This window comes from Flavobacterium sp. Arc3 (genome assembly GCF_041431375.1).
In the GTDB taxonomy this organism is placed as follows: domain Bacteria; phylum Bacteroidota; class Bacteroidia; order Flavobacteriales; family Flavobacteriaceae; genus Flavobacterium.
Genome location: NZ_JASMRI010000024.1, coordinates 29,397 through 53,295 on the forward strand (window position 1 = coordinate 29,397; position 23,899 = coordinate 53,295).

At 33.4% G+C, this 23,899-nt stretch carries 22 protein-coding genes; 18 read left to right on the forward strand and 4 right to left on the reverse strand.

The features are described 5' to 3' along the window. Window positions 1-147 precede the first annotated feature (147 nt). Entirely contained in the window at window positions 148-774 is a 627-nt protein-coding gene (locus QO200_RS15630) for a hypothetical protein (protein WP_371541842.1), read from the forward strand. A 495-nt stretch (window positions 775-1,269) separates the two neighbouring features. On the opposite strand, the gene QO200_RS15635 is transcribed toward QO200_RS15630, so the two are convergent. Next, on the reverse strand, window positions 1,270-2,160 hold the full coding sequence (locus tag QO200_RS15635) for a LysR family transcriptional regulator (RefSeq protein ID WP_371541844.1): 891 nt from the start codon (window positions 2,158-2,160) through the stop codon (window positions 1,270-1,272). A gap of 94 nt (window positions 2,161-2,254) precedes the next feature. Between QO200_RS15635 and QO200_RS15640 the strand changes: the two genes are divergently transcribed. The 3 genes from QO200_RS15640 (at window position 2,255) to QO200_RS15650 (ending at window position 3,470) form a co-directional block, all read left to right on the forward strand. Further along, entirely contained in the window at window positions 2,255-2,848 is a 594-nt protein-coding gene (locus QO200_RS15640; protein WP_371541846.1) for an NAD(P)H-dependent oxidoreductase, read from the forward strand. Between the two features lie 2 nt (window positions 2,849-2,850). Then, window positions 2,851-3,141 (forward strand): putative quinol monooxygenase, encoded by a 291-nt coding sequence (locus tag QO200_RS15645; RefSeq protein WP_371541848.1) that lies wholly within the window; start codon window positions 2,851-2,853, stop codon window positions 3,139-3,141. 104 nt (window positions 3,142-3,245) lie between these two features. After that, window positions 3,246-3,470 (forward strand): hypothetical protein, encoded by a 225-nt coding sequence (locus tag QO200_RS15650; RefSeq protein WP_371541851.1) that lies wholly within the window; start codon window positions 3,246-3,248, stop codon window positions 3,468-3,470. Between the two features lie 58 nt (window positions 3,471-3,528). On the opposite strand, the gene QO200_RS15655 is transcribed toward QO200_RS15650, so the two are convergent. Next, window positions 3,529-5,073: a hypothetical protein gene (locus tag QO200_RS15655; RefSeq protein ID WP_371541854.1), complete on the reverse strand. Its 1,545-nt coding sequence runs from the start codon at window positions 5,071-5,073 to the stop codon at window positions 3,529-3,531. A 154-nt stretch (window positions 5,074-5,227) separates the two neighbouring features. Between QO200_RS15655 and QO200_RS15660 the strand changes: the two genes are divergently transcribed. The 14 genes from QO200_RS15660 to QO200_RS15725 all read left to right on the forward strand — a co-directional run bounded on the left by QO200_RS15660 (window position 5,228) and on the right by QO200_RS15725 (window position 21,032). Further along, window positions 5,228-6,403: a 2-isopropylmalate synthase gene (locus tag QO200_RS15660; RefSeq protein ID WP_371541857.1), complete on the forward strand. Its 1,176-nt coding sequence runs from the start codon at window positions 5,228-5,230 to the stop codon at window positions 6,401-6,403. A gap of 12 nt (window positions 6,404-6,415) precedes the next feature. Further along, window positions 6,416-7,540, forward strand: coding sequence for a 3-isopropylmalate dehydrogenase (gene leuB / locus QO200_RS15665; protein WP_371541860.1), 1,125 nt, complete (start codon window positions 6,416-6,418; stop codon window positions 7,538-7,540). 38 nt (window positions 7,541-7,578) lie between these two features. After that, a complete protein-coding gene (ilvD, locus tag QO200_RS15670) occupies window positions 7,579-9,252 on the forward strand; it encodes a dihydroxy-acid dehydratase (RefSeq protein WP_371541863.1) in 1,674 nt (557 codons plus the stop codon). Between the two features lie 40 nt (window positions 9,253-9,292). Then, window positions 9,293-10,987: a biosynthetic-type acetolactate synthase large subunit gene (ilvB, locus tag QO200_RS15675; RefSeq protein WP_371541866.1), complete on the forward strand. Its 1,695-nt coding sequence runs from the start codon at window positions 9,293-9,295 to the stop codon at window positions 10,985-10,987. A gap of 4 nt (window positions 10,988-10,991) precedes the next feature. After that, complete coding sequence (ilvN, locus tag QO200_RS15680) at window positions 10,992-11,519, forward strand: acetolactate synthase small subunit (RefSeq protein WP_371541868.1); 528 nt, start codon at window positions 10,992-10,994, stop codon at window positions 11,517-11,519. A 10-nt stretch (window positions 11,520-11,529) separates the two neighbouring features. Then, a complete protein-coding gene (gene ilvC, locus QO200_RS15685; RefSeq protein WP_371541871.1) occupies window positions 11,530-12,999 on the forward strand; it encodes a ketol-acid reductoisomerase in 1,470 nt (489 codons plus the stop codon). 525 nt (window positions 13,000-13,524) lie between these two features. Next, window positions 13,525-15,432 (forward strand): acetate--CoA ligase, encoded by a 1,908-nt coding sequence (gene acs, locus QO200_RS15690; protein WP_371541872.1) that lies wholly within the window; start codon window positions 13,525-13,527, stop codon window positions 15,430-15,432. Between the two features lie 105 nt (window positions 15,433-15,537). After that, window positions 15,538-16,665: an NAD(P)/FAD-dependent oxidoreductase gene (locus tag QO200_RS15695; protein ID WP_371541875.1), complete on the forward strand. Its 1,128-nt coding sequence runs from the start codon at window positions 15,538-15,540 to the stop codon at window positions 16,663-16,665. A gap of 6 nt (window positions 16,666-16,671) precedes the next feature. Further along, window positions 16,672-17,385, forward strand: coding sequence for a methyltransferase domain-containing protein (locus QO200_RS15700; RefSeq protein ID WP_371541878.1), 714 nt, complete (start codon window positions 16,672-16,674; stop codon window positions 17,383-17,385). Beyond that, complete coding sequence (locus QO200_RS15705; protein WP_371541881.1) at window positions 17,382-18,434, forward strand: type III polyketide synthase; 1,053 nt, start codon at window positions 17,382-17,384, stop codon at window positions 18,432-18,434. The genes QO200_RS15700 and QO200_RS15705 overlap by 4 nt, the downstream gene beginning before the upstream one ends. Window positions 18,435-18,454: 20 nt before the next feature. After that, entirely contained in the window at window positions 18,455-18,883 is a 429-nt protein-coding gene (locus QO200_RS15710) for a 3-hydroxyacyl-ACP dehydratase FabZ family protein (protein ID WP_371541884.1), read from the forward strand. Window positions 18,884-19,004: 121 nt separating this feature from the next. Next, the gene (locus QO200_RS15715; protein ID WP_371541887.1) at window positions 19,005-20,279 is read left to right on the forward strand and encodes a beta-ketoacyl synthase; all 1,275 of its coding nucleotides are present in this window, start codon (window positions 19,005-19,007) and stop codon (window positions 20,277-20,279) included. Between the two features lie 10 nt (window positions 20,280-20,289). After that, the gene (locus QO200_RS15720) at window positions 20,290-20,544 is read left to right on the forward strand and encodes an acyl carrier protein (protein WP_371541890.1); all 255 of its coding nucleotides are present in this window, start codon (window positions 20,290-20,292) and stop codon (window positions 20,542-20,544) included. Then, window positions 20,541-21,032, forward strand: a complete 492-nt coding sequence (locus tag QO200_RS15725; RefSeq protein WP_371541893.1) for a 4'-phosphopantetheinyl transferase superfamily protein — start codon at window positions 20,541-20,543, stop codon at window positions 21,030-21,032. The genes QO200_RS15720 and QO200_RS15725 overlap by 4 nt, the downstream gene beginning before the upstream one ends. Before the next feature lie 99 nt (window positions 21,033-21,131). On the opposite strand, the gene QO200_RS15730 is transcribed toward QO200_RS15725, so the two are convergent. Both QO200_RS15730 and QO200_RS15735 read right to left on the reverse strand, forming a co-directional pair. Next, window positions 21,132-21,728 (reverse strand): PolC-type DNA polymerase III, encoded by a 597-nt coding sequence (locus tag QO200_RS15730; RefSeq protein ID WP_371541896.1) that lies wholly within the window; start codon window positions 21,726-21,728, stop codon window positions 21,132-21,134. A gap of 2 nt (window positions 21,729-21,730) precedes the next feature. Continuing rightward, window positions 21,731-23,647: a DUF294 nucleotidyltransferase-like domain-containing protein gene (locus QO200_RS15735; RefSeq protein ID WP_371541899.1), complete on the reverse strand. Its 1,917-nt coding sequence runs from the start codon at window positions 23,645-23,647 to the stop codon at window positions 21,731-21,733. Window positions 23,648-23,899 lie beyond the last annotated feature (252 nt).

Sequence of the window (23,899 nt, forward strand, 5' to 3'; positions counted from 1 at the left end):
TTTTTAATTCTAGAAAGAACCTAGAATCCAGTCGCGGATTAAGTATAAGTACAACGGAAAAGAACTCCAAGACGAGCTGGGGCTTAATTTTTCAGAGATAATGTGAAAATTATTTATGATCTTACATCATCTTTTAAAAAATAGTTCATGAATAAATTGAAATTATATTTACTGTTTTTTGTTCTCTTTTTTGTTATATCCTGCCAAAATAAATCCGAACAAGCGCCTGTAGGGGTAGTAGATTATTTACAATCATTAGAGAAGTATCCAAAAAGGCTGACAACCCATTTTCCAATAGAAAAGGAAATAAAATCTGAATATGTGTTTCATTATAATTATTTGTCAAAATATTCACCTTCACTATTAATTGTTAAACAGAAAGAATCCCAATCAATAATTGACTCATTGATTTCAGTTTCTAGAAAAATAATATACTCAGATACGTCATATTATATTGTAAATAAGTATCTTAAAGATTCAAACATATTGAACATCACTAAAAATTATGAGCAATTTCAAACACAAATAAAACATAAATCTGCAGTGCCAATACCTAATTTTTATACATTAAGTGATTTTGATGAAAATAGCTATAACTTGTTAAATAAATCATATTCAATATATTTAATTGAAGCTGAGTCTAAACAGTGTTGTTCTGAAAAATTTCATGAAGGTTCTTGGCATATGCCTGATGACTGGAAAGATGGATTTAGTAGAGGATATGCAATCAATTTAGAAAATAATTCTGTTATTTATTGGTTAGTGATTTGGTAATAGCTCAAAATAAAATTTAAGAATTTATTTCCAGTGTACGAGGAGCCAGCTCATGAGCAAATAGTAGTTTCGTCGTAAAATAAGTTTACATATTTAGATGTAAAACAATTTCACGAGCAATTTTTGAGCTACGGTAGCGCTCCCATAAAATACATTAAGGAATTAATGCTGAAAGCGACTAAAAAGTAAATCAAATTCAGCATTTCGTTATTTTTTAATTCTAGAAAGAACCTAGTATCCAATATATGATTATAAACATAATGACTGTTCCTACGCAACCGCAACCCATTTTTTTTGCTCCGTAACCCGCAATTATTGTTTTAAAGAATCCGTTCATGGCTTTAAGTATTTGATTAGTTTTTCTTTTTTTATTAAAAATAATCTATTCTTTTATACAAATGATTGGTACAATAATATGTTGATATAAAAACATCTAATTTTGAAACACTACTGTTGTACAAAGATTACAATTTGCCAAAGGATAGTTATTAACTATTATAATTCTAGAAACAACTTTTTAATTAAGGCAATCTCTTTTTCGTACATCGTTTTTTTTCTGGTTGCAAAATAGAGAATGTTTTTTAAAGGTATTTTTCCTTCCCAAAGGAGTTTTATCTGATTGCTTTCAATTTCTTTTTTACATAAAAAGTCAGGAACGACGGCAACTCCTTTACCACTGCTAAGGCAGCGTATAATTGAGTTTATATTAGGAACAATATAATTAGGTCTAAATTCAGGGTATTTATTGAAACTCAATTGCCAGAAACGTCGCAGGTGTTCCATGTCTCCAGTAGTACCGTACCATTTTTGTTGTTTCAACCAATTTTCAATGGCCTCCATGTTCTCTTCTTTTGCGATAGCATTGAAGGCGGTACTATCAATTTCATTTCCACCTACCAAAACAATCGTTTCTGAAGAAAACTCCTGATATTCAATACCATTTTTAACTACCATTTGTGGCGTAATAATTAAATCTAAAATACCTTTTTCTAATCTGTCTACCATCTCAGGGTATTCATCAAATTGAATGATAACATTAAAAGGTAAGGTGGAAATATATTGTTCTAAAGTAATTTGAAAGGTTTCAAAACACATACCAATACTTATTGTTGGCGTGTTTTTCTCCGTACTTCTTTGAAAGTTTTTTTCTGCTTCTTCTAGTTTTGAAAGCGGTTCGATTATAAAATTATAGAGCACTTTCCCTCTTTCTGTGGGGACCATTTTCCTCCCCGTACGGTCAAAAAGTTTGTAACCAACATAATTTTCTAAGGAACTCAAGTGCAAACTCACTCCAGGTTGTGAAATAAAAAGTGCTTCGGCAGCATTTGTTAATGTTCCTGTTTTATAAACTGCTTTAAAAGTGCGATACCATTCTAAATTGACCATAACTATTATAATTATGATACAAAGGTATGAATTATGTTATTTTAATAATAGAAGTATCCGTTTTATCTTTGCATTATAAATTTAAAGAAACAACATGAAGAAAATATTTATAATAAACGGAGGTCAGAAATTTGGTCATTCAGGTGGACGCTTTAATGAGACTATCGCTAATGCCACAGCTGATTTTTTTCATAAACATGCCGATTTTGAAGTGAAATCAACCAATATAAATGATGATTATAATCCTGCTCAGGAAGTAGAAAATTTTGTATGGGCTGATGTGATTATTTACCACACACCAATTTGGTGGATGCAATTGCCTTTTGGATTCAAGAAGTACATAGATGTAGTTTTTACCGAAGGTCATACTAAGGGAATCTATAAAAGTGACGGAAGATCCTCTGCTAATCCGACCATTAATTACGGAACAGGAGGAATGCTTCACGGTAAAAAATATATGGTAACTAGTTCTTGGAATGCTCCAAAAGAAGCTTTTACTTTACCAGGGGAATTCTTTAATCAACATAGTGTAGACGAAGGGGCTTTATTTGGCTTTCACAGAATGAATGCTTTTACGGGTATGCTACCTTTAGAAAGTATGCATTTTCACGATATAGAAAAAAATGCCGATGTTGAAAAAGACCTAAAATCCTATAATGATCATTTAACAACACTCTTTATAAATTAATTATGAAAATACATTTGACAGTTATCTTAAAAAGTAAAAAACAAAACGTTTCTAGCTTGCGTGAAGCATTACTTGATTTAGTTCAAAAAAGCACGCAAGAAAAAGCATGCTTACAATATGATTTACATCAAAATAAAGACGATGAAACCGTTTTTATCCTTCATGAAACGTGGGAAGATGAACAAGGATTAGCGCTGCACAATAATCAAGTATATCTAAAAGATTTTTTTGAGCATTGTAAAGTTTTATTGGATGAAAAGCCAACAGTGTTTAGTACAAATCATTTAGCTTAAAACTATTTTTGTTTTTTATAAAAGCTACATTTATTATAATTTGGGAACTATAGTTTGATAGTGTAATTTTGGAAAAAATTAGAATCTAAAAATTGATTTCACAAATGAAGCCGTTAAATGAAAAATTAATACTAAAAGATGCCACAATAAATAAAGTTCAATTTGATAAAGAATGGTTTTATAAACTGGACGATATCGCATTTTATTTAAACGAAGATTTAACAGAAGTGGAAACCATTTATTTACCCATTACAATCGAAGGAGAAGAAGAGTTAGTAAAATGTTGTTCTTTTGAAGACATAATTAGAGCAAGAAAAGAATTGAAATAATACAAAAAATAAAGAGTCGGTCTAAAATCTAATTTTGGACCGACTCTTTATTATATAACTAGCGATTAATCAGTTTTGCTTTCTCTCTGATAATATCGGCAATTTTTCTGTTTTCAATTTTACTTTCTAGCCATGAGATGATGTCTAAATAAAGGAATGCCCTTTTTTCGTAGGTGTTTTTTTCCAATTCAATAAAACGTTCTCTCATTTTTATAAACTCTTTCTTAATGTCACTTGGATAAAACGAATTTAAGTTTTTCATGAATCGAATGATTTCTTTCTGCACTTCATGCATGTCATTCATTTTCAATAAGAATTTATAGGTACTTTTTAATTGGGATTCTAAATTAAAATCTTTCCCCATTTCGTAAATTTCTATCAGATAAAGAAGTCGTGCAAAGCACATCAAATCCTCTCGCATCGTCAAATTTTTATTGTTGATGATCTTCTCTAAATAATAAATGGATTCCGCATACTTTTCAGTACCAAAATAAATACAGGCAATTTTATAATAAAACATCATTTCGTGATGTTCATCAAGATGTTCACTATGTAATTTAATTTTATCTAGTACTTCAGGAATCAGGTATTCACTTTCTTCAAAAGTACCTTCTAGTATGTGGTAATTTAGTTTGTTGTTATAAAGATATAGGAAAGACAGTGAAGCAATATTGTCATTTACCGGAAAACGAGGATCTTGTATCGTCTCTTCTAATTTTAACAGGTATTTTTTAAATTTAGATTTGTATTTCAACATAAATAAGGATTCCAGTAGATAATGGTTTCCTTTTATGAAAAATACTGGATTTAAGTAAATCATATTTGGGTTGTCATAAAATAAGGTCACCCATTTGTAGGCATATTTATAACTCCCTACAAAATCCTGAATTAAAAAACTATGCCATAAGTTAGCATTGTAAAACCAATATTTTTCACGAAATCCAAATTTGTCCTCATCAAATTTAGCGATATGTTTATGGAAATAATTGTCAATATACTGCTGGTCTTCATCACTTTTTACGTAGCCAGTTTTAAGCATGATGCCATAAAGCTGTAGCGATAAGTTAGATAACTTACTTGAAATAGTGTTTTTATAGTTTAACTCCTTAGCTTGGATTACTAATTCATCTGCCCGTCCTTGAATACTTCGGGTTATATATTGTGACTCAATTAATTTTTCAAATTCGACAATTTCAAAGGCCATGTACTTCTCATCGTTTTCTAATGCCTGGATTTTTGTCTTATCCAATAATTTTAAACTCTGCTTGTACAATCCTTTATTGTATAGAATACTGGCAAAATCTATTTGCTCTCTTAACTGATAACGAATGTTTTGACTCGGTATATTCAATCGAATACTCACTAGAATCTGTTTGTATAGATACGATTTTAGGTTCGATAACTGTACTTTTTTGATGATGCCACTTTTCAATATAAGTTTTTCATCATAGACTTCAGATTTGTCTAAAATATTGAATAATTCGATAAATTTTGTGTTCGAACTAGTTTCAAGTCGACTCGCAAAAATCTTAAATTGTCTTTTTTCTGATTTAGATAAGGATTTTATCAATACGAATAAAAAATCTTTTTGATGGTTAGCCATTGTATAATATAGGAGCTTAAATGTATGTAAATCAATAGTTTACAAAGTTTTTATTGTCTTTATAAACAGTATATTTCATTAAATTGAGTTTTATATAACGCTAATGAAATCTAAATTTGTTACTGAGACGTGAAATTACATTAAAAAAATGAAAATGAATAGAGAGAAAGTCCAAATATTTGATACTACTTTAAGAGATGGGGAACAAGTTCCTGGATGCAAATTAGATACCAAACAAAAACTCGTTATAGCAAATCGATTGGATGAAATGGGTGTTGATATAATCGAAGCTGGATTTCCTGTTTCAAGTCCTGGAGATTTTTTGTCCGTTTCTGAAATTAGTAAAATTGTAAAAAACGCTACTGTTTGCGGATTAACAAGAGCAGTAAAAAATGATATCGATGTTGCAGCAGCAGCTTTAAAATATGCCAAAAGACCACGTATTCATACTGGAATAGGTACTTCTGAATCTCATATTGTACATAAATTAAATACAACAAGAGAGGATATAATTGTTAGAGCAAAGTTTGCAGTTGCTCATGCTAAATCTTATGTGGAGGATGTAGAGTTTTATGCTGAAGATGCGGGAAGAACTGACAATGAATTTTTAGCTCGAGTCTGTGAGGAAGTCATTAAATCAGGAGCAACGGTGTTAAATATACCAGATACGACAGGATACTGTCTGCCTGAAGAATACGGAGCAAAAATAAAATATTTACGTGAAAACGTAAAAGGTATTGAAAACGTTATCCTTTCTTGCCATTGTCATAATGATTTAGGAATGGCAACTGCTAATTCAATTGCAGGAGCGGTAAACGGTGCCAGACAAATTGAATGTACCATTAATGGGATAGGAGAAAGAGCTGGAAATACAGCACTTGAAGAAGTGGTAATGATTTTCAAACAACATCCTTACCTGAATTTATATACTGATATCGACACTAAACAATTAAACGAAATGAGTCGTTTAGTTTCTGAAAGTATGGGTATGATAGTACAGCCTAATAAAGCTATTGTAGGAGCAAATGCTTTTGCACATAGTTCAGGAATTCATCAGGATGGCGTTATTAAAAATAGAGCTACGTATGAAATTATGGATCCTTTAGAGGTTGGTGTTAATGAGTCCTCCATTGTTCTTACAGCAAGAAGTGGTAGAGCAGCATTGGCTTATAGAGCAAAAAAAGTAGGTTACGAACTTACAAAAGTACAGTTAGATATAGTGTACGTTGAGTTTTTGAGATTTGCTGATGTAAAAAAAGAAGTAATTGATGATGATATACATCAAATTATTGAAGCTTGTAAAATAGAAAGTGATTTAATAAGAAGTTAATAACCGTAAGCCATGAATTTAAAAATAGCAGTATTATCAGGAGATGGAATAGGACCTGAGGTAATCTTACAGGCAAAAAAAGCATTATATGCAATTAGCGTAATGTTTGATCACGAGTTTATTTTTGAAGATGCCCTTATAGGCGCTGTCGCTATTGATAAAACAGGTGCATCATTACCTGAACAAACATTAAATTTATGTTTGAACACTGATGCAGTATTATTAGGGACTGTAGGAGACGGAAACCCTAAATATGATAGCAATCCAGATGCTCAAAAACGTCCTTCACAGGCTGTTTTAAAATTAAGAAAAGAGTTAGGGCTTTTTGCCAATAAAAGACCAATTAGAACGTATTCAACTCTTATGCATTCTTCTCCTTTGAAAAGAGAGATTATTGAAGGAGCTGATTTTATTGTTTTTAGAGAATTGACAGGCGGAATGTACTTTAGTGACAAAACATTAAATGAAGAGAAAACAAAAGCTTCTGATGTTTGTGAATATTCTGAAGAAGAAATTACAAGAATCACGCATTTAGCTTTTAAAGAAGCTCAAAAAAGAAGAAATAAAGTTACTATGGTTGACAAAGCTAATGTGCTTGAAACTTCTCGTTTGTGGAGAAACGTAGTGCAAAAAGTAGCTTTAGATTACCCAGATGTGCAATTGAACTTTTTATTTGTGGATACCGCAGCAATGCAATTAATATTAAACCCTAGACAGTTTGATGTTATTTTAACAGAGAACCTTTTTGGTGATATTCTTTCTGACGAAGCAAGTGCTATTACCGGTTCAATCGGGTTATTGGCTTCTGCTTCTTTCGGAACTAAAAAAGCATTGTTTGAGCCTGTTCATAAATCTTTTCCACAAGCTAAAGGTAAAAATATCGCAAATCCTATTGCTTCTATTGTTGCTGCAGCCATGTTGCTAGAACACTTTGGCTTGACCGAAGAAGCAAAATTAGTGCATGAAGCAATAGAAAAAGCTATTGAATATAATGTGGTTACTATTGATTTGAATCCGGGAACTAGTTTTGGAACTAATGAAGTAGGAGAGTTCGTTTCTAATTTTATTTTAAATAAAGACGACTTATTGTATTTCAATAATGACAATGTACACATCGGGCAATCGACTATCGTTTAAAGAAGAAAATAAATACACACACAGATATAATTATATAAATGGAATTAAATAAATATAGCAAAACCATAACTCAAGACGAAACGCAACCTGCTGCACAAGCAATGCTTTACGGAATTGGTTTAACTGAAGAAGATTTAAAGAAAGCTCAAGTAGGAATTGTTAGTATGGGCTACGAAGGGAACACTTGTAACATGCACCTAAATGGTTTGGCTAAAGAAATCAAAAAAGGGGTTTGGAAAGAAGATTTAGTAGGGCTTATTTTTAACACAATCGGTGTAAGTGACGGTATTTCTAACGGAACTGACGGAATGCGTTTTTCATTAGTTTCTAGAGATGTTATTGCAGATTCTATCGAAACAGTAATGGGAGCACAATGGTACGATGGTTTAATCGCTGTTCCGGGTTGTGATAAAAACATGCCAGGATCTGTAATTGCTATGGGACGAGTGAATCGCCCATCGATTATGGTTTATGGAGGTTCGATCCACTCTGGTAAATGGAAAGGCGAGTCTTTAAATATTGTTTCTGCATTTGAAGCATTAGGAAAAAAATTCAACAATACGATTGCTCCTGAGGATTTCAAGGGAGTGATTCAAAATGCTTGTCCGGGAGCAGGTGCTTGTGGTGGAATGTATACTGCAAATACGATGTCTTCGGCTATTGAAGCTTTAGGGATGAGTTTGCCTTATAGTTCTTCTAACCCTGCGTTAAGCGAAGAGAAAAAACAAGAATGTATTGACGCTGGAAAAGCAATCAGAATCTTGTTAGAAAAAGATATCAAACCAAGAGATATCATGACACGTGAAGCCTTTCTAAATGCAATTACAATGGTAGCCGTTTTAGGTGGTTCTACTAACGCAGTAATGCATTTAATTGCTATGGCACATTCTGTTGACATCGAAATTACTCTTAAAGATTTCCAAGATATTAGTGATAAAACACCTTTACTTGCAGATTTGAAACCAAGTGGTAAATACCTAATGGAAGATTTGCATGAAGCTGGAGGAGTTCCTGCAGTAATGAAGTACTTACTGAAACAAGGATTATTACATGGTGACTGTTTAACCGTAACTGGGAAAACATTAGCAGAGAATTTAGCTGTTGTTCCAGATTTGAACGACGGTCAGGAAGTAATACACGAAATTCAGAAAGCATTAAAAGCAACTGGAAATATCCAAATTCTTTACGGAAATCTTGCTGAAGAAGGTTGTGTTGCTAAAATTAGTGGTAACGAAGGAGAATATTTTGAAGGTGACGCAATTGTTTATGAAAATGAGCATGATGTTATAACTGGAGTTCGTGGAGGTGAAGTAAAACCAGGTAATGTAGTCGTCATTAGGTACTGTGGACCTAAAGGTGGGCCAGGAATGCCGGAAATGCTTAAACCTACATCAGCCATTATGGGTGCTGGATTAGGAAAAAGTGTAGCTTTAATTACTGACGGTAGATTTTCTGGTGGTTCACATGGATTTGTTGTTGGTCACGTTACGCCAGAGGCTTTTGATGGTGGTGGAATAGCATTAGTTAAAAATGGGGATATAATCACTATTGACGCTGTAAAAAACACTATTAATCTGAAAATTTCTGACGAAGAGTTTGCAGCAAGAAAAGCAAATTGGGTCCAACCTGATTTAAAAGTAAAAAAAGGAGTATTACTAAAATATATAAGATCAGTTTCAAGTGCCTCTACAGGTTGTGTAACTGATAAATAAAGCAAAAAGCCTTTGCGCTTAAGCGAATAAATAAATACCGATGGGAACAAAAAAAATATCAGGCGCTGAAGCCGTTATTAGATGCTTATTAGAAGAAGGAGTAGATTTGGTTTACGGATATCCAGGTGGAGCAATCATGCCGGTTTACGACGAGTTATATAAATTTAAAGATCAATTGCACCATGTTTTAGTGCGTCACGAACAAGGGGCGACACATGCGGCGCAAGGATTTGCAAGAGCTACCGGAAAAGTTGGAGTGGCGATAGCCACTTCAGGTCCTGGAGCTACAAACTTGGTCACGGGAATTGCAGATGCGCAAATTGACTCAACACCTATGGTTTGTATCACGGGTCAGGTTGGTAAACACTTATTAGGTTCTGATGCTTTTCAAGAAACAGATATTATTGGGATTTCAACTCCAGTAACTAAATGGAATTACCAAATTACTGAGGCTTCTGAAATTCCAGAAATCATGGCAAAGGCTTTCTATATTGCTAGATCAGGACGTCCAGGACCAGTATTAGTAGATATTACTAAAAATGCACAATTTGATGAATTCGAATTCAGCTATAAAAAATGTACCGGAATTAGAAGTTATGTGGCTGTTCCAAAATTAAATATTGAAAAAGTAAAAGAAGCTGCAGAATTAATCAACAAGGCTAAGAAACCATTTATTGTTTTTGGTCAAGGGATTATTTTAGGTCAGGCTGAAGAGTTATTAAAAGCATTTGTTGAAAAATCAGGAATTCCTGCTGCTTGGACAATTTTAGGACTTTCTGCATTACCTACAGAGCATCCATTAAATGTAGGAATGTTAGGAATGCATGGAAATTATGCACCAAATATTTTAACTAATGAGTGTGATGTTTTAATTGCACTAGGAATGCGTTTTGATGACCGCGTGACGGGAAATTTAGAAACGTATGCTAAACAAGCTAAAGTAATTCACTTCGATATCGATCCTGCTGAAATAGATAAAAATGTAAAAACGGAAGTAGCTGTTTTAGGTGATGTAAAAGAAGGATTAGCTGCTTTATTGCCTTTAATCGAAAACAATACACATGAATCTTGGCACAATAGATTCAAAGAATTATATGAAGTTGAATTAGAGGCTGTAATCAACGATGAATTGAAACCTAAAAAGGAAGGGATTTCTATGGGTGAAACTATCGAAATGATCAACAAACATTCTAAAGGAGACGCTATTATGGTTTCGGATGTGGGGCAACACCAAATGTTTACTTGTCGTTATTCTAAATTCAATAAATCTAAAAGTAATGTTACTTCTGGAGGATTAGGAACGATGGGCTTTGCATTACCAGCAGCTATAGGTGCTAAGATGGGAATGCCAGAAAGGGAAGTAGTTGCTATTATTGGTGATGGTGGATTCCAAATGACTATTCAGGAATTAGGAACTATTTTTCAGACGAAAGTCCCAGTAAAAATTGTAATACTAAACAATGAATTTTTAGGAATGGTTCGTCAATGGCAGCAATTGTTTTTTGACAGGCGTTATGCTTCGACTGAAATGACTAACCCTAATTTTGTTGCTATTGCAGAAGGCTATTATATCAAAGCTAAAAAAGTAACGAAAAGAGAAGATTTAGATGCTGCTGTTGCTGAAATGATGGCTTCAAAAGAATCGTACTTCCTTGAAGTTATGGTAGAAAAAGAAAATAATGTATTCCCTATGATACCAACAGGAGCTTCTGTTTCTGATATCAGATTAAGTTAATATTATGGAAAATCAAACATTCACAATTTCTGTTTATTCAGAAAATAACGTTGGTCTATTAAATAGAATATCAGGTATATTCTTAAAGCGTCACATCAATATCCTTAGTTTAAATGTCTCAGAATCAGAGATAGAAAATGTTTCTAGATTTGTGATTGTGGTGCATACCACAGAAAAATGGGTGCAAAACATTGTAGGTCAAATAGAAAAACAAATTGAGGTTATAAAAGCCTTTTATCATATTGATGACGAAACTATCTTTTTAGAAAATGCCTTATTCAAAATTGAATCTGGATTACTATTCGACGAAAAGCAAATTCAAAATATAATAAAAGAAAGTAACTCAGAAATAGTTACCGTGTCCAGAGACTTTTTTGTGATTTCTAAATCAGGAAGACGTTCAGACATTGAGGAACTATATAATAAATTAAAACCTTTCGGAATCATGCAATTTGTGCGTTCAGGAAGAATATCCGTTTCCAAAGAAAAAATGGAAATATCAACACTATTAGAAGAACTAAAAAATAAATAAAAATTAGACGATGGCAAATTATTTCAATTCATTACCACTTAGATTACAATTAGAACAATTAGGCGTATGCGAATTCATGGATCAATCTGAATTTGCTGATGGTATAACAGCTTTAAAAGGAAAAAAAGTAGTTATTGTCGGTTGTGGAGCACAAGGACTAAACCAAGGTTTAAACATGAGAGATTCAGGTTTAGATATTTCTTATGCGCTAAGAGCCGAAGCAATTGCACAAAAGAGAGCTTCTTTTATGAATGCTGCTGATAATGGTTTTACAGTGGGAACTTATGAAGAATTAATCCCTACGGCTGATTTGGTTTGTAACCTTACACCAGACAAACAACATACTGCGGTAGTTACTGCAATTATGCCTTTGATGAAAAAAGGTTCAACATTGGCCTATTCTCATGGTTTTAATATTGTGGAAGAAGGAATGCAGATTCGTAAAGACATTACTGTTATTATGTGTGCTCCAAAATGTCCAGGCTCTGAGGTTCGTGAAGAATATAAAAGAGGTTTTGGTGTACCTACCTTAATTGCGGTACATCCTGAAAATGATCCAAATAATGAAGGTTTTGCTCAAGCAAAAGCGTATGCTGTTGCAACAGGAGGACACAAAGCGGGTGTATTAAATTCATCATTTGTTGCTGAAGTAAAATCAGATTTAATGGGAGAGCAAACTATTCTTTGTGGAATGCTACAAACAGGATCTATTTTATGTTTTGATAAAATGGTCGAAAAAGGAATAGAGCCTGCTTATGCTTCTAAATTAATCCAATACGGTTGGGAAACGGTAACAGAAGCCTTGAAACATGGTGGAATCACTAATATGATGGATCGTTTAAACAATCCTTCAAAAGTGGAAGCGTATAGATTAGCTGATGAGTTGAAAGACATTATGCGTCCTTTATTTCAAAAACATATGGATGATATCATTTCAGGTGAATTTTCAAAAAATATGATGATTGACTGGGATAATGATGATGTTAATTTATTGACTTGGAGAGCGGCCACTGCTGAAACTAATTTTGAAAAAACTGCAGCGACTACAGATACTATTTCTGAACAAGAATACTTTGATAATGGAGTATTGATGATTGCTATGGTAAAGGCAGGTGTAGAATTGGCTTTTGAAACTATGACAGAAACAGGTATTATTGAAGAATCAGCTTATTATGAATCTCTTCATGAATTGCCTTTAATTGCCAATACAGTAGCTAGAAAAAAATTATACGAAATGAATAGAATTATTTCTGATACTGCAGAATATGGTTGTTATTTATTTGATCATGCTTGTAAGCCGTTATTAACGGAATTTATGAAAACTATCGATACTAATGTTATAGGAAAACCTTTTGCTACGACAAATGGTATTGATAACTCAGTATTAATTGCTGTTAACAAAAGTATTCGTCAGCACCCAATTGAAGAAACAGGGGAATGGTTGAGAGAATCTATGACTGCTATGAAAAAAATAGGATAATAAAAAAAATAGGAATTGCCACACAGGAGCGTGTGCTGGAATTTGCACTGTATCAAAAATGTCTATGTATATTTTGAGTTAGTATACGATGTATTTAAACATTGGTAAAGGATATGGAAGCTGATTACATTCACTTAACTTCGACCGAGCGACAAGTTAAGTGAAGTGGTTCCTTATTATGATAAGAGAAATATTTGTAGGGATTTTTAATTCGAAGATCTATTGCAAGTAAGGTTGTAGAACCATTAGCACGGTGGAGACGGATATGTTATTTACAATGCGTTTTTATAGTTTCTTTGGGTGCTAGATTAATTGTTATGAAGATTGTTAATGAAGAAAGGCGGGGTAGAAAATCTACTTCGTCTTTTTTGTTTTTTATCATATTATTCAAAATAGCTCATTTTTAAAGAATACTTACTTATATTGTACTATTATTATTGAGTTTTTAATTTATCGCCGAATTTATAAATTTATTTGTTTTTGGAATAGAGGGAATTTTAATACTTTTATAAAAAATTTACAAGCATGAGCTACTATAAGATTCAAAACTTCGAGCAATACTTCAAACATTATAACAAATCTGTCCGTGAACCCCGAAAATTTTGGGGTAAAATAGCCGAAGAGAATTTTACTTGGTTTCAACAATGGGATAAAGTTGTTGAGTTTGATATGGCTGAAGCTGAAATAAAATGGTTTACTGAAGCAAAAGTAAACATGGCTAAAAACTGCATTGACAGACACCTTAATAAAAGAGGAGAAAAAACAGCGATTATTTTTGAGCCAAATAATCCGAGTGAGGAAGCTTTGCATATTTCTTATAATGAATTGCATCAAAGGGTAGGTAAAATGGCCAACGTTTTGCGCGAACAAGGAATTAATAAAGGAGATCGAGTTTGTATTTATTTACCGATGATTCCGGAATTAGCTGTTTCAATTTTAGCTTGTGCGAGAATTGGCGCGATTCATTCCGTTGTTTTTGCTGGCTTTTCTGCTTCTGCAGTCGCTAACCGAATAACGGATAGTGAATGTAAAATGGTGATTACATCAGATGGTGGTTACCGCGGTAATAAAACAATCGAATTAAAAGAGATAATTGACGAAGCCTTAGAAAAATGTCCATCGGTAGAAAAGGTATTGGTTGTTAAAAGAACCAACACTCCAATTACGATGAAAGAAGGTAGAGATATTTATTTACAACCTTTACTAGACGAGGCATCAGATAACTGTGTTGCTGAAATTATGGATTCTGAAGATCCATTGTTTATTCTGTATACGTCTGGTTCGACAGGAAAACCAAAAGGAATGGTTCATACTACGGCAGGATATATGGTTTATACTGCTTATACATTCAAAAATGTATTCAATTACGAAGAAAATGATATCTTTTGGTGTACAGCAGATATCGGCTGGATTACTGGACATTCTTATTCTTTGTATGGTCCTTTATTGAATGGAGCGACAACGGTAATTTTTGAAGGCGTTCCTTCTTATCCCGATTTTAGTCGTTTTTGGGAAATTATCGAAAAACATAAAGTTTCGCAATTCTATACTGCGCCAACAGCCATTCGTGCTTTGGCCAAAGAAAATGTAAAATATGTACAAAAACATCATTTAAAAACCTTGAAAGTAATTGGTTCGGTTGGAGAACCAATAAATGAAGAAGCTTGGCACTGGTACAATGATCATGTAGGACAAAAAAAATGTCCTGTCGTAGATACATGGTGGCAAACCGAAACTGGAGGAATAATGATTGCGCCAATAGCATTTGTAACTCCTACGAAGCCTACTTATGCAACATTACCTTTACCGGGAGTTCAGGCAGTATTAATGGATGAAAACCGTAATGAAATAGAAGGCAATCAAGTGGTAGGAAGTTTATGTATTAAATTCCCATGGCCTGGGATTGCAAGAACAATTTGGGGGGATCACCAAAGATATAAAGACACTTATTTTACGGCGTTTCCTGGAACTTATTTTACAGGTGACGGTGCTTTGCGTGATGAAGTAGGTTATTACAGAATAACGGGTCGTGTTGATGATATAGTCATTGTTTCTGGACATAATCTTGGTACTGCTCCAATTGAAGATGCAATAAATGAACATCCTGCCGTTGCTGAAAGTGCAATAGTTGGTTTTCCTCATGACATTAAAGGAAATGCACTTTATGGCTATGTGATTTTAAAAGAAACAGGCGAAATTAGAAATAAAGAAAATCTGTTTAAAGAAATTAATCAATACATTTCAGATCACGTAGGACCTATAGCTAAATTAGATAAGATACAGTTTGTTTCCGGTTTACCTAAAACGCGATCTGGTAAAATTATGCGTAGAATCCTTAGAAAAATTGCTGAAGGTGATTTTTCTAATTTTGGAGACACCTCTACTTTAGTTGATCCTGAAATTGTAGACGAAATAAAAAAAGACAGAAAATAAGTTTTTATTTTTATAATTTTTAATAGAAAACTGCTTCCTGTTTGGGAGCAGTTTTTTTATTTTTTAATAACTTTCATTTCCAAGAAATAACCTAAATTAGCCACTATGGAAAAGATAGCGTCTGTTATTATTGTTGGAGGAGGATTAGCTGGGCTCACGTCAGCTATTCATTTATCTAAAATAGGGGTGGCTGTTATTTTGATCGAAAAGAATGAGTTTCCAAAACACAAAGTTTGCGGAGAATACATTTCAAATGAAGTATTGCCTTATCTCGAATGGCTGGATATCAAAGTTTCTCAATTAACTCCTACGAAAATTAGTCAACTTCAATTTTCGACAGAAAATGGTAAATCAATTAAAATTGAATTGCCGCTTGGAGGTTTTGGTGTCAGTCGTTTTGCTCTAGATGCTTATTTATATAAGAAAGCTGTTGCAAATGGGTGTGTCGTTATACAAGATACTGTCGAAGACATTGTTTATAACGAGAATCAATTTACAGTACGAACTTCAGATAATATGGTGCTAAAAGCAGAAATCGTAATTGGTGCTTTTGGGAAACGTTCCAATATTGATCAAAAATTAAATAGAAATTTTATTCAAAAAAAATCTTCGTGGTTAGCAGTAAAAGCACATTACTCTGGCGATTTTCCTAGTAATTTGGTGGGATTGCATAATTTTAAGGGAGGTTATTGTGGGGTTTCAAAAGTAGAAAATGACACAATTAATATTTGCTATTTAGCAGATTACGACACTTTTAAAAAGCACAAAAATATTCAAGAGTATCAGAAAGATGTGGTTTCTAAAAATCCGCACTTAAAATTAATTTTAGATGCCAGTACGATGCTTTTTGAAAAGCCTTTAACGATCAGCCAGATTTCTTTCGAAAAAAAAAGAGCAGTAGAAAATGGTATTCTTATGATAGGAGACACAGCTGGGCTGATACATCCTTTATGCGGGAACGGAATGGCGATGGCTATTCATAGTGCTAAAATTGCTTCTGATTTGGTTGGTGCTTATTTTGAGGGCGAGATTACATCTAGGACTTCATTGGAAAAAAAATATTTTAAACAATGGAATTATAATTTTAATAGTAGGTTGAAGATGGGCCGGATATTATCTAAAATTTTAGAAAAACAAAAACTGTCCGAGTCTCTAATGCGTATAGTAGTTAGATTCCCTTTCGTTTTAAAAATAATCATAAGGAAAACCCATGGCAAACCCATTATAAATTAATCAGATATGTCATTAAACACAAAATATAGAACTGATGAACCGGAAATCATGGATGATTTTGCTCTAGAAGGCGAAATTTTACGTGAAGCTTTAGATAAAATCGCAAAAATTAATCAGCTATTAGGAGGAAACAAACTAACTTTACTAGGAGTGAAGGAGTTAATCGCTAATAATCCTAAAACAACTGAAATCACGATTGTTGATGTGGGTTGTGGTAATGGAGATATGTTAAGAACACTTGCTGATTATGGATTGCAGCATAATTTAAAACTTAATCTAATAGGGGTTGATGCAAATAATTTCACTGTAAGGCATGCTATTAATTTATCAAAACAATATCTAAATATAGCGTACCGTTGTGAAGATATCTTTGATAAACCTTTTAAAGAATTAAAGTATGATATTGTATTGTGCACCCTGACTTTACATCATTTCAAGGAAGATGAAATTATGGAAATAATGACAACATTTTATGAGAATGCCAGTCTCGGAGTTGTTATTAATGATTTACATCGAAGTGCTGTCGCTTACCGATTGTTTCAGTCCTTGTGTTTTGTTTTTCAATTGAATGATATGTCCAGGGAAGATGGTTTGGTTTCAATATTAAGAGGTTTTAGAAAAGAAGACTTACTTCGGTTTTCAAAAAAATTAAATTTTAAAAAATATAAAATCCAATGGAAATGGGCTTTTAGATACCAATGGATAATTTCAAAGATATGAGTGTAAAAATAAATACAGTAACAAAACAATTACCGAAATATTCCAGAACTACAGCGGAAATAATTCCGTTTCTAGATGCTTGGCTCACGGGACAAGATGAGCGCTTCATCAGAAAAGTAAAGAAAATATTTGAGGGTGCGGCAGTAGACAAGCGCTATTCCATCATGGATCCGATCGAAGTTTTTACAAAAACATCATTCGAAGAGCGAAATGATATTTATGTTCGTGAAGTCATTGATTTAGGAGAAAAGGTACTGGAAAAAGCATTGTTGAAATCGGGTTGGAAGGCAGAAGATTTAGATTATATCATAACGGTGAGTTGCACTGGTATCATGATCCCTTCATTAGATGCCTATTTAATTAATAAGCTAAAGTTACGGCAGGACATTGTGCGTCTACCGGTAACGGAGATGGGCTGTGCTGCTGGAATATCTGGAATTATATATGCTAAAAACTTTTTGCAGTCTAATCCTGGTAAACGCGCAGCGGTGATCGCAGTAGAAAGTCCGACAGCAACATTTCAGCTGAATGATTTTTCGATGGCTAATATTGTAAGTGCTGCTATTTTTGGAGATGGAGCTGCCTGTGTCTTACTCTCGTCTCACGAAGACGATGAAGGTCCCGAAATACTAGCAGAAGAGATGTATCATTTTTATGAAAATGAACACATGATGGGCTTTAAGCTAACCAATAGTGGTTTGCAAATGATTTTAGACATTGAAGTGCCAAATACTATTGCTTCTCATTTCCCAGCGATTATACATCCTTTTTTAGAAAAAAATAATCTAAAAATTGATGATATGGACCATCTCATATTTCATCCGGGTGGAAAAAAGATAGTTCAAACAGTGGAAGCTTTATTTTCAGATTTAGGTAAAAACATAGATGATACAAAAGAAGTTTTGCGTTTGTATGGTAATATGTCGAGTGCAACCGTTCTGTATGTTTTGGAGCGATTCATGGATAATATGCCTCCAAAAGGAGATAAAGGATTAATGCTGAGTTTTGGCCCGGGGTTTTCGGCCCAGAGAGTATTGTTGCAGTTTTAGTAAAAGAAGATACAAGAGTGATGAAAAATCAAGAAATTATATCAAAATTACCGTATTCTAAACCATTCCTGTTTGTTGATGAAATCATTAAGATTGATGAAAATGGAGTAGAAGGTAACTTTACTTTCGATGAAAAATTAGATTTTTATAAAGGTCATTTTGAAAATAATCCGGTGACGCCTGGTGTAATTTTAACCGAGACAATGGCCCAAATTGGATTGGTTTGCCTAGGTGTATTTTTATTAGATAATAACTTTAATAAAAATACTTCAATAGCTTTAACATCAACTAATATTGAATTTATGAAACCCGTATTTCCTAATGAAAAAGTGACCGTATTTTCAGAAAAGATGTACTTCAGATTTGGTAAACTAAAATGTAAAGTGAGTATGAAAAATGAGTTTGGGGTTGTTGTTTGCAGTGGAGAAATTGCAGGAATGATAGTCTAATATTTCTTTTAATTCCTCAGTGGTTTTCGCTTTGCCTAATTTCGAATTAAAAAAGTAAGAGCTTAAAAAAAAATGTATCGAGAAATCTTGATGCATTTTTAATGATTTAAATAATAATGCCATGAATAGGAGAGTAGTAATAACCGGACTTGGTGTGGTGGCTCCAAATGGAGTAGGGCTTGATGCCTTTACTCATGCGATTAAAAATGGAATTTCTGGTATTCGTAAAGATGCGGACTTGGAACGCCTGCAATTTTCGTGTCAGATTTCAGGAAAACCTGAGATTTCGGAGGCACTATCATTGGATTATTTTACGGAATTAGAACTGCGAAATTTTAACTCCACGGGTATTTTGTATGGTGTAATAGCGGGAATGGATGCATGGAAGGATGCTGAGTTACCCATATTGAATAACGAGGACCCTGATTGGGATAGCGGAACGATTTTTGGTACAGGAACTTCTGGTATCGATAAATTTCGCGAAAGCATTTACAAAATTGATGATTTGCAAACTCGTAGACTTGGAAGTACAGCTGTAGCACAAACAATGAATAGTGGCGTTAGTGCTTATCTAGGAGGGAAATTAGGTTTAGGGAACCAGGTAACTACTAATTCATCTGCTTGTACTACTGGGGCCGAAAGCATTTTGATGGCTTATGAACGTATCAAGTCGGGGTTGGCTAATCGAATGTTAGCTGGGAGCACTAGTGACAGTGGGCCTTATATCTGGGGTGGTTTTGATGCTTTGCGTGTTTGTACTTTTAAGCACAATGAAAGTCCAGAGCAAGGTTCGAGACCTATGAGTGCCAGTGCCTCTGGATTTGTACCTGGAAGCGGAGCAGGAGCTTTCGTATTGGAAGATTTGGAAACAGCGCTTTCACGTGGCGTACGAATTTATGCTGAAGTGTTAGGTGGAAATGTAAATTCAGGTGGACAGCGTGGTGAGGGAACAATGACGGCTCCAAATCCTATAGCTGTTCAAAAGTGTATCAAAGATGCGATTGCTAATGCTGGAATCCAAGCAGATGAAATCGACACTATCAATGGTCACTTGACTGCTACATCAAAAGACAGCTTAGAAATAAAGAATTGGAGTGAAGCTTTGGGCAGAAGCGGCAACGATTTCCCCTATATCAACTCATTGAAATCAATGGTAGGTCATTGCTTGTCAGCAGCTGGGAGTATAGAAAGTGTTGCTGCAGTATTACAAGTACATCAAGGATTTATTTTTCCCAATATTAATTGTGAGGACTTAAACCTTGAAATCGAAAATATAATTGATGTTTCAAGAGTTCCTAAAAATTTGATTGAAAAAGAATTAAATATTATAGCCAAAGCCAGTTTTGGTTTTGGAGACGTTAATGGTTGCCTCATTTTGAAAAAATATACAGTTTAAAAACTATAGCATGAACAAAGAAGAGACTTTAGAACAATTAAGAAATATAGTAAAGCCCTACATTAATAATGAAGAAGCTTTTGAAAATTTCACGGAAGACACAGATTTCATAACTGATTTAAATATTAATTCGGCTAATCTGGTGGATATCATTTTAGATGTCGAAGACTATTTTAAAATCCATATCGATAATGATTCGATGGAAAAAATGATTGACGTGAAATCTACATTGGAAATAATAGAAACTAAATTAGCAAAAAGGTGATTGGAAACGATGTTGTAGATTTGGCTTTAGCTCGAATAGAAAGCAATTGGAAACGTCAAGGATATTTGGATAAAATATTTACGCAAAAAGAACAATTGCTTATTTCAACTGCTGAAAATTCAGACATCATGGTATGGAATTTATGGAGCAGGAAGGAAGCAGCTTACAAAATCTACAATAGAGCCACAGGAATACGCGGCTACTTTCCCCTGAAGTTAGAATGTACTTACGAAAATAGAAATATAGGTTCCGTTCTATGTAATGGTTATACCTACTATACTAAAACTGAAATAATACAGGATAAAATTCACACAATTGCAGTAACTGATAAGATGGATCTTAATTTTGTCTTGGAGCTCGGACCTACAGTGAAAATAATAAAAAAGAAGGGAGTTCCATTTCTTGTAGAAGGGAAAAAGAATTCTTTAAATCTCGTTTCATTAAGTCATCATGGTCGTTACAGTACTATGGTACGGTTAAAACAATAAAGAACAACGAGATTGAATCTGTTTAATATGTGGAAAGTTTTAGCTCTTTATGATTTTATTCAGTTAAAATAAAACTAGCAAATTATTGTCTTTAAGGGTTTATTTAATACCTAACCTTGACTTTAATTTTAGAAATAATAAAGCCGTTTTATAGGCGTCTTCAGTTGACGAATTTCTCTCGCTGTTTGGGACTTTATAAATTTCAGATAATTCGTTTAATGAAAATTGCTTATCAGTGATATCGTTTAATTTTCGATGCATCATATCAATATCCAAGGCTTCATTTTTTAATCGGCCGCATTCTAGTTTTTCTAAGGCCTCATTAATCATTTCGACATCAAAATCAATATGATGTCCCACTAAAGTAGAATTTCCAATAAACTCAACAAAGGCTTTTATGGCTTCTGTTTCTGCAAGTTTATTCATCTTGCTTTCGATAATAAACTCATTTGAAAGTTTATTATCGTGTAGGTATTTGTATTGCAATAAAATGACTTCAAAACTGTCTCCAATAAAAAGACTGTCATCTACAACGGCAAACGCACCGATTGATAAGATTACATCTTTATGCGGATTCATACCTGTAGTTTCAGTAGAGATAACAACGTAACGATTCGATTTTTTATCGAATTTAGCAAGGTATGTTTTCCAGAATTCCGGAAGTTCTTTATTGATATTTTTTATCCATTCTAGCATAACTAGGAAAATTGAGTCAGTTGAAACTTATTTTTAATTAATTCTTCCAATTCTCTCATTGGAGCTAGCGCATTTTTCAGTTTTTCTTTGTCGATTTTTGATAACTCCTCCAAATTTATAAATTGTCCAGAATCTTCATTTTTTAAGCCTTCTACTGTTCTTATTTTCGATAAAGTTAAGAAAGCTTCAGCACAATTAAGATATATTTCTGAATATTTAGGGTCGTTAATCGCTAATTGTTTAAAGCGAGTGTAGGTATTGTTAATCCCTTTTATGCCTTGACTTAGGATAAATAGACGGGCACCATCTATAAGCGGCATTAAGGCACGGGTCTTTATATCGAACTTATCTTTGTTGGGGCCAGTTTCTTCCAGAATGAACTTTTTGAAAAAACTTAAAGGAGAATTTTTTCTTAACGCATCATTGCCTAAAAAGTCAAAAAACAATGTATTGTTGCTCGCATTTTTGAAAACAACATTACTAATTGCATCTTCAATTTTTGATTCTCCAAAAACAAGTTCATAATCAAAGAATATACTACTCAAATTATTACTGCTTTCACCAGGAGTATTCATCCAGTTGTCGTATTGTTTTATCCAATCCGTCAATGACTTGCACCACATCATATTGCTTGCCATATGTCCGTTAGGGCATAATTCATAGCCTATTTCTTCAAGTGTAAGGGTCGTTTTTCGTCCTAGTTCAAGAAAATAATCTTTTACCTCTCTGTATTTTTCGGTAGCTACATCTTCAAAAACTAAAATACTATCTTGATCTGTAAGTAGCAGCTGTTCTTTTCTTCCTTGACTACCAATGCTTAACCAGGCAAAACGAGCAGGAGGGGAGCCCATTTCAAGAATAGAGATTTCGATTGCGCGCTTTAATAGGGCAAAATTGATCTCAGAAGTAATATTAGAAATATGTGTAAGAGGAATATTTTTGTAAATCGATGTTTGAATAAGATCAGTTAGTCGTACACGAATTTGTTTTAATTCTTTCGGAGTATGAGTACGCTTAATTTCTTTAATTAGAACACCGGGATTACTGGCTTGTGCAACAATCAAATCGTGTTCAGAAACAACTCCTTTTACATTCGATTTATTCGTACCATCTGCGGTTACACACAAATGGGTGACATTATTTTTTAACATCAGTAATTGTGCTTCTGCCAGCGAAACATTTTCTAGTACTGTTATTACTGGCGACGACATAATTTTATCTACTGAAACAGTTATTGGAAACCTGCCTGTAGCAATTTTAGATGACATATCCGTATCGGTAACAATTCCGATAGGCATATTCGCATCACAAATAACAGCGCTATTAAGTCGCATTTCAGCCATAAGTTGCGCTACTTCACTAACCATAGTGTTAGGAGTAGTTATTAGCGGTGTATTGTTATAAGATAAAGTTTGGAAATATTGCATTTGAGACTGTTTGTCCGTATAAAATAAGGTGTCTGAAATGTGATTTCCACGTAAATTGTCGTTTTCTGTTGAGGCAGGTGTATTAGTGGCAAAATTTTCCAATAAATAATTTAAAACCTCAGTGTTATTTGCTACAAATGGTCTAAAAATGGCAATAGGAATAGCATAAACGACACTTTCTTCGCGCGCTTTTGCAGTCATTCTATAATTGTTTTTTGCGAAAAATGGACGCAAACCAAAAATAGCACCTTCATGACATTTATTCAAAATCGTTTCTTCAGCATCTGCTATAACAGATAAGTGAATTACTCCAGAGGCCACAACGTAAAAACTATCGTGTAAAACATCATTATATTGGAACAATGTTTTGTTTTTTTCCAAATTTACCACACGAATATTTGCAGCAATTTCAGATAACTCTTCAAATGTTAAATGGTCAAATGGCGAGTATTTCTTTAAAAAATCAGCAATGCGTTCTACAATCGTGTTCATAATTTTGTTGTGGTTTCTTTGTGTAAAATTAATAAAATTATTATTTATATGGTCGTATTATGAATGTTAAATCTTGGTTTTATTAATTAAAGGATATTATTGTTTCTTATTAAGGATAGAGTGAATAGAAAACAGTTTTACTGATGATATTTTAAAGGGAGTTAAAGATTGTACATAATTTCTATTTTACATAATATAAATTATAATTCAAATATATATTGTTTTATTTGGGGGATTATTTCCTGTTGATAG

What these genes read in the sequence shown, in the direction of transcription:
- QO200_RS15715 (WP_371541887.1), top strand. Translation starts at nt 19,005, where the DNA reads ATGAATAGGAGAGTAGTAATAACCGGACTTGGTGTGGTGGCTCCAAAT.
- QO200_RS15735 (WP_371541899.1), bottom strand. Translation starts at nt 23,647, where the DNA reads ATGAACACGATTGTAGAACGCATTGCTGATTTTTTAAAGAAATACTCG.
- QO200_RS15655 (WP_371541854.1), bottom strand. Translation starts at nt 5,073, where the DNA reads ATGGCTAACCATCAAAAAGATTTTTTATTCGTATTGATAAAATCCTTA.
- acs (WP_371541872.1), top strand. Translation starts at nt 13,525, where the DNA reads ATGAGCTACTATAAGATTCAAAACTTCGAGCAATACTTCAAACATTAT.
- QO200_RS15700 (WP_371541878.1), top strand. Translation starts at nt 16,672, where the DNA reads ATGTCATTAAACACAAAATATAGAACTGATGAACCGGAAATCATGGAT.
- QO200_RS15705 (WP_371541881.1), top strand. Translation starts at nt 17,382, where the DNA reads ATGAGTGTAAAAATAAATACAGTAACAAAACAATTACCGAAATATTCC.
- ilvB (WP_371541866.1), top strand. Translation starts at nt 9,293, where the DNA reads ATGGGAACAAAAAAAATATCAGGCGCTGAAGCCGTTATTAGATGCTTA.
- QO200_RS15635 (WP_371541844.1), bottom strand. Translation starts at nt 2,160, where the DNA reads ATGGTCAATTTAGAATGGTATCGCACTTTTAAAGCAGTTTATAAAACA.
- QO200_RS15695 (WP_371541875.1), top strand. Translation starts at nt 15,538, where the DNA reads ATGGAAAAGATAGCGTCTGTTATTATTGTTGGAGGAGGATTAGCTGGG.
- QO200_RS15730 (WP_371541896.1), bottom strand. Translation starts at nt 21,728, where the DNA reads ATGCTAGAATGGATAAAAAATATCAATAAAGAACTTCCGGAATTCTGG.
- ilvD (WP_371541863.1), top strand. Translation starts at nt 7,579, where the DNA reads ATGGAATTAAATAAATATAGCAAAACCATAACTCAAGACGAAACGCAA.
- QO200_RS15650 (WP_371541851.1), top strand. Translation starts at nt 3,246, where the DNA reads ATGAAGCCGTTAAATGAAAAATTAATACTAAAAGATGCCACAATAAAT.
- leuB (WP_371541860.1), top strand. Translation starts at nt 6,416, where the DNA reads ATGAATTTAAAAATAGCAGTATTATCAGGAGATGGAATAGGACCTGAG.
- ilvN (WP_371541868.1), top strand. Translation starts at nt 10,992, where the DNA reads ATGGAAAATCAAACATTCACAATTTCTGTTTATTCAGAAAATAACGTT.
- ilvC (WP_371541871.1), top strand. Translation starts at nt 11,530, where the DNA reads ATGGCAAATTATTTCAATTCATTACCACTTAGATTACAATTAGAACAA.
- QO200_RS15660 (WP_371541857.1), top strand. Translation starts at nt 5,228, where the DNA reads ATGAATAGAGAGAAAGTCCAAATATTTGATACTACTTTAAGAGATGGG.
- QO200_RS15640 (WP_371541846.1), top strand. Translation starts at nt 2,255, where the DNA reads ATGAAGAAAATATTTATAATAAACGGAGGTCAGAAATTTGGTCATTCA.
- QO200_RS15645 (WP_371541848.1), top strand. Translation starts at nt 2,851, where the DNA reads ATGAAAATACATTTGACAGTTATCTTAAAAAGTAAAAAACAAAACGTT.
- QO200_RS15710 (WP_371541884.1), top strand. Translation starts at nt 18,455, where the DNA reads ATGAAAAATCAAGAAATTATATCAAAATTACCGTATTCTAAACCATTC.
- QO200_RS15720 (WP_371541890.1), top strand. Translation starts at nt 20,290, where the DNA reads ATGAACAAAGAAGAGACTTTAGAACAATTAAGAAATATAGTAAAGCCC.
- QO200_RS15630 (WP_371541842.1), top strand. Translation starts at nt 148, where the DNA reads ATGAATAAATTGAAATTATATTTACTGTTTTTTGTTCTCTTTTTTGTT.